Annotated in this window: 6 protein-coding genes and 1 pseudogene; 2 read left to right on the top strand and 5 right to left on the bottom strand. The window is 39.4% G+C overall.

The features are described from left to right. Nucleotides 1-116 precede the first annotated feature (116 nt). The 5 genes and pseudogenes from BCU91_RS20460 to BCU91_RS00425 all read right to left on the bottom strand — a co-directional run. Nucleotides 117-263, bottom strand: a pseudogene (locus BCU91_RS20460) (IS91 family transposase); the annotation flags it as partial. Nucleotides 264-1107: 844 nt separating this feature from the next. Then, a complete protein-coding gene (locus BCU91_RS00440) occupies nucleotides 1108-3468 on the bottom strand; it encodes a fatty acid cis/trans isomerase (protein ID WP_102530665.1) in 2361 nt (786 codons plus the stop codon). A 772-nt stretch (nucleotides 3469-4240) separates the two neighbouring features. Continuing rightward, nucleotides 4241-5431 (bottom strand): class I SAM-dependent methyltransferase, encoded by a 1191-nt coding sequence (locus BCU91_RS00435; protein ID WP_102436505.1) that lies wholly within the window; start codon nucleotides 5429-5431, stop codon nucleotides 4241-4243. Nucleotides 5432-5819: 388 nt separating this feature from the next. After that, entirely contained in the window at nucleotides 5820-6248 is a 429-nt protein-coding gene (locus BCU91_RS00430) for a DUF2057 family protein (RefSeq protein ID WP_102476263.1), read from the bottom strand. Between the two features lie 274 nt (nucleotides 6249-6522). Further along, the gene (locus BCU91_RS00425; protein WP_102530663.1) at nucleotides 6523-7443 is read right to left on the bottom strand and encodes a LysR family transcriptional regulator; all 921 of its coding nucleotides are present in this window, start codon (nucleotides 7441-7443) and stop codon (nucleotides 6523-6525) included. Nucleotides 7444-7655: 212 nt separating this feature from the next. Here BCU91_RS00425 and BCU91_RS00420 point away from each other — a divergent pair, with 212 nt between their 5' ends. Then, nucleotides 7656-8345 (top strand): type 1 glutamine amidotransferase domain-containing protein, encoded by a 690-nt coding sequence (locus tag BCU91_RS00420; protein WP_102476261.1) that lies wholly within the window; start codon nucleotides 7656-7658, stop codon nucleotides 8343-8345. Between the two features lie 22 nt (nucleotides 8346-8367). After that, on the top strand, nucleotides 8368-9525 hold the full coding sequence (locus BCU91_RS00415; RefSeq protein ID WP_102476260.1) for an iron-containing alcohol dehydrogenase: 1158 nt from the start codon (nucleotides 8368-8370) through the stop codon (nucleotides 9523-9525). Nucleotides 9526-9877: the final 352 nt, after the last annotated feature.

Raw genomic sequence — 9877 nt, 5'->3', positions numbered from 1 at the left:
GCATCGATCCCTTAGCATCGCCAGCTAATTTCTTTACCTCAACATATCAATACCTTAGCACCTCCTGATACTTTTATTGTTCTGCATCTTAAGTGTTCACTTTCTAATTCCTCGGCTTAAACAGTGGCGTTAGGTGTCGTTGATTTTTGCCTAAAAAAGCTTGTCAGTCGTGCATGCACTTTTTCATCCCTTTGTTGCCAGCAACCCATAATTATCATCGGTTGTCGGCAGCATGGGCAAGGTCGTATGGCTTGCGTTTTAGAAAATTAACTGTGAAACCCATAATTAATTTTTCCCAAATCTAGTTTGTCATTTTGAATAAATCAAAATAGTGATATTAGGTCACATACAATTTAAAACGTTGGTTTAATTGCTTTATTTACAAACTCCGTTTGAATTAACGTCGTGGTGCTTCGCCCATACCAGAGTCAAGGGGGAAACTGCTTGTCCCCCTTAACAATCCCTCAGCACCCCGACGAAAAATGCTGAATAACGCATGATTTTCGATGGGGATTGATCCAGCTTTTAACTTCATCTGTATCCCTCTTCGGTCATTGTCGAAAAGCCCTAACGCTTCCGATAGGCCATCCCTGGCCTAACGATAGCTAGCTTGGCATCCATGCCAAGCTCACGGCCTTTTCTCGATGACCTCAATTCAAATTGAGTCTTTTAGAATTTTAATTTCAGATGTATTTATTTTTATTGTCATAAATACCGTCAAATCGAAGAGATAATAAACCCAGTGTAGATGCAGCAGTGAGCTTCCAAAACATGGATGTTTTGGCAGAGCTTACAAGGACGTACTTGCAGCGTCTCGCAGTTGTATCTGCACATAAGCCTGCGGCAGGCAATGGGTTAGATGGAAGTGATGGTCATCAGTAACTGAGTGAATATAAATAAAGTATAACGTTGGTGCTGGTAACACGTTTATGTCCTGAAATAAGCTAGCTCGGTTCTAAATGAGTGACCATTCCCCCTTGGCCACTCAAACAAAATGATGAGTTAAATTGATAACAAATTTCTCGGAAACAACAGTTAAATTATTTTAAAATCATATACAAGAATACTAGTAATATTGAAGCCAATTATCTTTCATCGCTAATATGATTATCTGTTTTGAATTCGATTGTAATCAAGTATGCCTGCATCTATTGGATGATTTTTTTTGTATTGCGTCATCAAGGTGTCACTGAATGCCCAAAAAGCAGGGTCAGTTCTTCGAACGCCATAGTTATCTAACAATCTTTTGTAATCAGCATTGGTTTTAACCTTGAGAACTTGAGCGACTAATGCTGGCAGCTCAGCTTCTTTTACGCGCCAAAAAGCATTGGGGTAACTGCCAAGTAGGCCGTTAACCAGTGTCACATTATCGCGTTTATATAGCCGGTTGGATTCTTCATCAAATAAGCTAGAGATGTTTTTATGGGCACTGTTTCTTATTAGGGTGAAAAGCTGAGGTTCAACAGAGGTATCTGCAGCTTCAATCACAATATAAGTAAGTTCAGGGAATATAGATACATTTTCCCCTTGTAGATGATTAATCCTTTGAAGGTGCGCCTTACTCTCATCTGAAAGCTGGGTTGACTCAAGTGCATAACGAGTTGGCGTTACCTTTGCGACTCGCTGTTTGAGCATTTGCAATAATTCATGCTTAGGGTCGTTTGTCGTATAAATAACTTCTGTGGGTTTACTGAACTCATTGATATTGCCTTCAAGATGATCTGTTAAATACAGACTTGCATCTTGATACCAATCAGCAAGCTCTTGGTGACGGTTTTTCGTTGGTAACAAGGTTAAAAAGTTCGACTCACCTTCCATGCGAAGAAGATCCATGTACATGCGAGTAATTAATTGATGGCCAAAATTACCATAGACATCATAACCAGCCACAAGCAGGTAATGAATGCGCTCTAATAACGAATAACTGATAACCCAAGCGGTTTTAGGTTGCTCACCGATTAAGCCTTTCACGACTGATGCATTATCAAAATGGCGAAATACCGTTAGGCTAGCATTAGCATTCGTACCATTGCCGTCCCAAATAAGCTGAGTGGTTAAGTGCTCATTATTTTCGAATTCTTCTTCCAAGAATGCATTTTTAGCCCGAAGAAAGCGGCCCTGTTGTCTAGCATATTTAATCCAATTACTAACCGGTCGCAAAGTATTGCTTTCCTCCTCAGCAGGAAGGGTCAGGTTGTCGGCCTGTGAGCGATAAAATTCATTTAATTGTGAGAGGTTAGACATATCAGGGTCGACAAAAAACACCCAAAATCTGTCATTAATAACATCAAGTGCAAGCTGTCCTCGACATACCGGGCCTTTTATATACGCCATAATGGTATTTTGCGCATTATCAAGCATAAACTTATAGCGCGCCTCTACGGGTAATTCTGTGAAGGCGATAAGCGGATTTGCAGCAACTGATGGTTTATAGCTTGGTAAAGCGCTAACTGTATAATTGGGTTCAATAAACAATGACTTTATACGCTCAAGCTTTTCATCGCTAAGTGCATATGGCATATGTGTTTTATCGACAATGGTTTCGCGCACTTGCTCTAAGCGATAGAAAAAAGAATCTGTCTTTGGATCATCGTAAGGTCGACGTGTTGCGATGACATCGATGACTTCCCCTGGGGCGGTTTTCGATCTAACCAATTTAAAAAAGGTCGGTACCCCTTGCGGGCCAATGTCCTCGTTCTCGAAATATAAATGTGAAACAAACAAATGTTCAAATATATAGCGACTTGATAGTTGTTGTTTTAATGATTTTTTATTAAGGAATGTTTCCCATTTCTGCACCGCTGTAAGTTCATTGCTTGAAGGAGGAGCGACAGCTGTCATTGGTGCGCCTTTCGAAAGCCACTGCAACAATATATTATTTTCATTGTTTGATATTTGCGGTAAGCCATAAGGCATCCCCCATTTAGGGAAGTCCTCTTCATAGCTGTCCATTTCTTCAATCGATGGGCACTGTTGATTATGATCAAGGGAGAAGTCCCACGAGTCATCAAGTATATCTTCAGTTGGTAAAGGATGGCTTTGTTTTAACAGTAGCATTCGCGCAATAACACCGGCTTGTATATTGGCTGCTGGTGATTGTGAGCGTTCATTCAGTACTGGAGTAAAGCCTTTATCACGCCATTGCGCCGTTGTTTGGGCATCGAGAAACATGCGAGTTGTATTTGCAGAAAGTAACCGCGTACCTTGGTACACTTTATCTTTATTCGCACCACGGTCTATACCTTCAGCGGATGACATCTTAAGTTGACAAGGCGCATCGTAACAAGCGTGGCAGACAACACATCGGTTATCGATTATAGGTTTAACATCATTAATATAGCTTTGAGCTTGAACTGAGTTTGTTTCTACCATGCGCTGTTGGGGCTGCGCTTTACCGTATAACTTATCGTAATTAAAACCCACAAAAATCGCGCAACCTGACAAGATAACACAAAGAAAAATTACCATTGTGCGGCTGTAGTACTTCAAAAAAAAATTATACATAGTCAATTGGCAACCTCTTGGTTTGTTGCGTTTGCATCAAATGATTATTGATGGTTTTGTGGCAAAAAATTTGCTGTTGCTTCAGGAATAATCTTTCCCATCTCATTCAGCGATTCAATTAATCAATGATAAGGAATGAATTTGAATAGAAATATTTTGTTATTGAGTTTAACCTTTGCTGCTTGGGTTGGTATGGCTTGTCACCAATGAGTTATCTCTATCTCATCATGTCCTGCCCAGTCCTGTCATAGCGAGTAATTTGTCTACTTCTTCAATCACTTGGGGTGAGCTTATTGAATATGCACCTATATGGCCTAACAAGCTAGTTCAATATCAATTTATCTCGAACACATCGAGGTCCAGAACGACAAAACCTAGCCTAAAAGTAGTCTAGTTATACTGTGCTATCAATAAACACAGTAATAGCCTAGTAAAATTGAGCAGATCATCACAGAGCGAACCCAGGCATAAACGAGTGTTATATAAGTGATAGGGTTTTACGCATTCTAAAGCCAGCGTATTTTTAAGTGAAAAGACCACTGAGGGCAGATAAAAAGTCTAACTTTTTTATTGGTTAGTTGAATCATATCTTATAATTCAAGATGCTGCTGTGAAGACAAAAAGTCTGACCTTAATATCTGCCTACTTCAAGTTATTTTTGGCATAAAAAAAGGCTACCAGAAAGTAGCCTTAAATCCCCAGCTCTGAAGCAAGCTTCAGCGCAAATGGTGTAAAATTAGCAGACTCTAGCAACTAAGCCTTTTAAATAGAATCCTTCAGGGAAGCCGCTACCTATTGGGTGATCGCTGGCTTGGCTTAAGCGGTCAATAAACTGTACATCACGCTTGGCATCTAAGGCTGCATCTGCCACAACCTTTTGGAATAAGTCCGCAGGCATCAGCCCAGAACAAGAGAATGTCAGTAAAATGCCGCCTGGATTTAATAACTGCATCGCAATCATGTTGATATCTTTGTATCCGCGACAAGCACCGTTTAGTTGGGCTTTATTATCGGCAAATTTTGGTGGGTCTAATACAATAACATCAAAGGTTTTACCCTCGTCACGGTACTGGCGTAATAGCTTAAATACATCAGCTTCATGGTAATTAACATGGTCATCATTAAAGCCATTGATTTGCATATTTTTACGGGCGGTATCTAACGCTAACGCCGACACATCAACGTTTTCAATGCTCGATGCGCCGCCTTTAGCGGCGTATAAGCCAAAGGTGCCGGTGTAACAAAAACAGTTAAGTACTGACTTGTCTTTTACAAATCTGGCAGCAATATTGCGGTTATCACGTTGGTCTAAATAAAAGCCGGTCTTATGACCTTTAGTGACATCAACTGCGATTTTAATGCCGTTTTCTTCAATGATCACTGGCATTTCTGGCAGCTCACCATGAAGTAAACCCGTTACCGGCTTTAACCCCTCTTTTTTACGAGAGTCAACATCTGAGCGCTCATAGATAGCGCAATCAGGATAAAGCTCAGCGAGGACTGATACTAAGGTATCACGCCAGTAATCTGCGCCCGTGTTAAGTAACTGGCACACTAATACATTAGCGTATTTATCAATGGTTATGCCAGGCAGTCCATCTGACTCAGCAGCAACCAGTCTGTAACCGGTTAAACCCTGCTCAGCAATTAATGCTTCACGGCCTGCTTGGGCTCGTTGAATGCGGCGAACAAAAAAGTCTCTATCGATAGCTTCTTCTTTATCAAAGCTCCAAATACGCACTTGAATTTGCGACTCTGGTGACCAAGCACCACGACCTAACCAATGACCATCATGGGCTACAACATCAACAGTTTCACCAGCTTGTGGTTTTCCTTTAATATTGTGTATACCACTTGCAAAAACCCAAGGGTGTTTACGTTCAAGTGATTTCTCACGCTTTGGTCTAAGCTTGATTCTGATAGCCATGATGTTGCCTTTTTCAAATTGGGATACGGATGATAAGGATCCTCAGAAAGGAACGCAAGAAACAATAGTAAAATATAGCGTATAGCAGGCTTTAACGGATTAAAAAGCAAGATGATGTTGCTAAAATGATGTTACTAAGATGATGTTACTAAGATGATGTCTAGCATCGGTAAATTTATACACGGCTGATTATATTTTACCGAGTGTAAGCAGTCATTAGGTTATTTTCTTGTTTATATTTACAGCTCAAATATGAGCTCTCTCATTTTTATATCATTATTCTCCTTTAAATTTACAACCCCAAAAACGCTAGTTAAAATAAATTCAATAGCGTTTTTAAATAATTTAAAAATTGAAACAGCAAATTGCAATGACAAAATATTAACCATTACTTTTGATGTAATAACAGGGTAAATAATTGAGATTGGCTTAATAAGGTAATATCTTTATAATTATTACCATCTGTGGTTAATGAAATAATCGGGTTTTGTAGAAAGTCTTTGGCATCATCTGCAGAATACAATTCTGGTATGTCTAAATGATATGTTTCACTGCCCTGTACATCGAGTCTTAAATATAGTGGCTCTGATTTTACCCAATAACCTGAGTCATCGGCATTATCTTGAAATAAATCACTATAGCTAATTTCTAACAAATGTAGCCCTTGGCCTAAGTCTACCTCACGCTGAAACTCTACAATAACACCATTAACGCTATCGACATCAAGATCGTCATGAAAGGTTATGCTGGCGGACTGGGCTGTAAAACTGCTGAGTAATAATCCCATAGCAATCGCTAATGTTAATTTAGTCTTCATGTTCAACTCCAATAAATTAATAGTTAATGTCACTTATATTCAAGCTACCAACTGTGCTTTCACAACGGTCATTTAATTAGACCTAATGCCGTCATAAAAAATTTCACAAATACACTATTTAATTTATTTGAAGACGAACAATACAATCATTAAAAAATAAAACCTGTTGATAATCAACATCACAAACAATAATAAAATCTGATCAACACTTAAATGTTTATCAAAATTTTAATATCATTAAACATCGCTGCAGATTTACCTAATAGGCTTCAACTCACAAAATCGATTGCTCAAGATTACGTATTTTTTTATCAAAGTACGCTTTTAAGAAATCTAGCAATAAGCGCACTTTTTTAGAGTCTGTCGCCCCGGGTGGAAATACCCCATAAATGGTAATGTCACTAAATTGATAATCATCCAATACGGTTTCTAAACTGCCCTGTTTCACTTTTGGCCAAGCATCATAGGTTGGCACTCGCCCTATCCCATGGCCGCCTTCAATGAATGCGGTACGCGCTGAGGCGTTATTGGTGGTAATTGAGCCTTTCATTTCAATACTAAATGAGCGTGAACCCTTATTAAGATGCAGCACTTTTTTTTGTGGTTTATACATCACCCAGTCATGGGTGGATAAATCAGCTGGGGTTTCTGGCCTGCCGTATTTATTAAAATACTCAACCGAGCCACATAGGCAAGTTTTGAGCACACATAATTTAGTTGCCTGTAAGCCTGAGTCAACCAAAGGCGCACCACGAATAGCTAGATCAATGCCTTGATTGATAATATTAACGATTTCATCAGTTAACATCACATCAAGTTCAATTTTTGGGTACAAACGTTTAAATTCATTAAGGGCTGGCACTATGGTTTCTAAGCCAGCGTTGACAGGACAGGTGATCCTAATCAAACCCATAGGCTCACTTTTCATATTCTCAATTTGCTTGTTGGCCGTGTTAGCTTGATCGGCTATCACTTTACAAGATTGATAATAGGCTTCACCTTCTTCGGTCAAACTAATACTTCGAGTAGATCGATTTAACAGTCTTACCTCTAAATGCGCTTCAAGCTTTTTTATGTGATAACTCACTACCGCCCTTGAAAGACCAATATGCTTTGCTGCGCCGCTTAAACTGCCCTGTTCAACAACTTGGGCAAACACCACCATGCTTTTCAACTGCTCAAATGACACATTCATATTTTAATATCCAAGAGTTTATTTACTGGAATATTGTATCAATTATTTAAACAATGAAGTCAATTATATCTGCATTGTCAGATGCTAATTGGCTTTCTATACTGTAGCCACTTTCAACAAAGAGATAATGACTTTCTCTTTTGAATCACTCTACATCAGAACTTATGCAAGCTTTGTACTTGCCGTAATAACTAAAATAAAAGGGTTTTAAAATGACACAGAAAAAAGTATTAATGGTGCTTACCTCTCATTCAGAACTAGGCAACACGGGTAACAAAACTGGTTTTTGGGTCGAAGAATTTGCCGCTCCATATTATGTGTTTTTAGATGCAGGTTTTGAAATCACCCTCGCATCGCCAGCAGGCGGACAACCACCGATTGATCCAAGCAGTGAACTAGAAGGCTTTCAAACCGCTGACACTCAGCGCTTTGATGACGATAGCCAAGCTAAAATGGCACTGGCTAACACCAACGTATTAGCTGATATTGATGCCAGTGATTACGACGCGGTATTTTATCCTGGCGGTCACGGTCCACTGTGGGACTTAACAGATAATGCAGACTCTATTAAATTAATCGCGCAATTTATTGCTCAAAACAAACCTGTTGCTGCGGTATGTCATGCAACGGCAGCGTTACTTAACGTAAAACAAGATGACCAGTACCTTGTAAAAGGTAAAGCGGTAACTGGTTTTACAAATAGTGAAGAAGATGCTGTGCAATTAACTGATGTAGTTCCTTTTTTATTAGAAGATGAATTACTAAAACGTGATGCAGATTACCAAAAAGCAGCTGACTGGCATGCGTTTTCAGTTCAAGATGGGCTAGTTATTACAGGCCAAAATCCTGCAAGCTCATCATTAACAGCACAAAAATTAGTTGCTCAGATCACTGAGTCATAAATTCGTTATTTAGGATATTCTCATGCTTAATTTTACATTCCAAAATACCACTAAAATTCATTTCGGTGAGGGCCAAATTAGCGCCATCTCAAAGGAAATTCCAACATCAGCTAAAATATTAGTTGTTTATGGCGGCGGCTCCATTAAATCAAATGGTGTTTATCAGCAAGTGTCTGATGCGCTCAAAGATCACACATGGTTTGAGTTTTCAGGTATTGAGCCTAATCCACAATACGATACGTTAATGAAGGCACAAACCATCATTGAAGCTGAAAACATCGATTACTTGCTAGCAGTCGGTGGCGGCTCAGTGGTCGATGGGGTTAAATTTATTGCTGCTGCTGCGAAATTTGAAGGTGATGACCCTTGGGATATCGTCGCAAAAGGCGCCAAAATTGAACAAGCATTACCTATTGGTGCCGTATTAACCTTACCTGCTACGGGTTCTGAATCAAATGGCGGCTCTGTTATTACTCGTAATGGAAATAAATTGCCTTTTGGTAGCCCATTAGTACGTCCGTTATTTGCAGTGCTTGATCCTTCAGTCACTTTATCTTTATCAGACCGTCAAATTGGTAATGGTGTTGTTGATGCTTATATCCACATCATGGAACAGTATTTAACCTTTGATGTAAACGCTAAAGTACAGGACCGTTTCAGTGAAGGTTTACTACAAACCTTAATTGAAGAAGGCCCTAAAGCCCTTGCTGCTGAAACAAAAGACGATTTAGAGATTAGGTCTAATATCATGTGGTCTGCCACTATGGCGCTTAACGGCTTGATTGGCGCCGGTGTACCACAAGATTGGTCTACACATATGATTGGCCATGAACTAACAGCAAGCCATGGTATTGATCATGCGCGCACCTTATCAATCGTGCTTCCTGCGGTAATGAAAGTGCGTCGTGAGCAAAAACATGCAAAATTAGTTCAGTATGCTGAACGTGTATTTGGCATCACAACAGGTAGCGATGAGCAAAAAATTGATCAAGCTATTGAGGCTACCGAAAACTTCTTTAAGTTAATGCAAGTCCCTACACGCCTAAGTGATATTGATCTTGGTGCAGAGCAAGTTGACGTATTAGTTGCTGCACTTGAAAGCCATGGCATGACTAAACTTGGCGAACATGGCGATATTGACTTAGCAGTAAGCCGCGAAATTCTCACCACTGCGATCTGATCTATAACTCAATTGACCATTTAGATGAAAGGCTAGCATTGCTAGCCTTTTTTAATGGCAGTTTTTATCTTTACTCTTAATAGCTCACTGTTCTTTGCTTCTTTGCAAAATAACACCACTAAGTTTGCCAAGTGGTTTTATAGGTAAAATTATGCTTCGACTTGTAGCTTTAATCATTGACTTCATAGCAGTAAATAGCTATTTCCGCTAATCCCAGCCTTCACTAGCGCTTGTATTTGTGATCTAGTTAAATAATTCATCAGATGATGAATATTGAAGAATTAATTCACTAAAACAATCCGCTGCATTGCTTTACCATATTCTACACTTAATGAATTAATGGATACGCTAA

It is taken from the genome of Shewanella sp. 10N.286.52.B9, from assembly GCF_002873635.1.
Lineage (GTDB): Bacteria > Pseudomonadota > Gammaproteobacteria > Enterobacterales > Shewanellaceae > Shewanella.
This window is presented reverse-complemented; position numbering and strand designations above follow the sequence as displayed.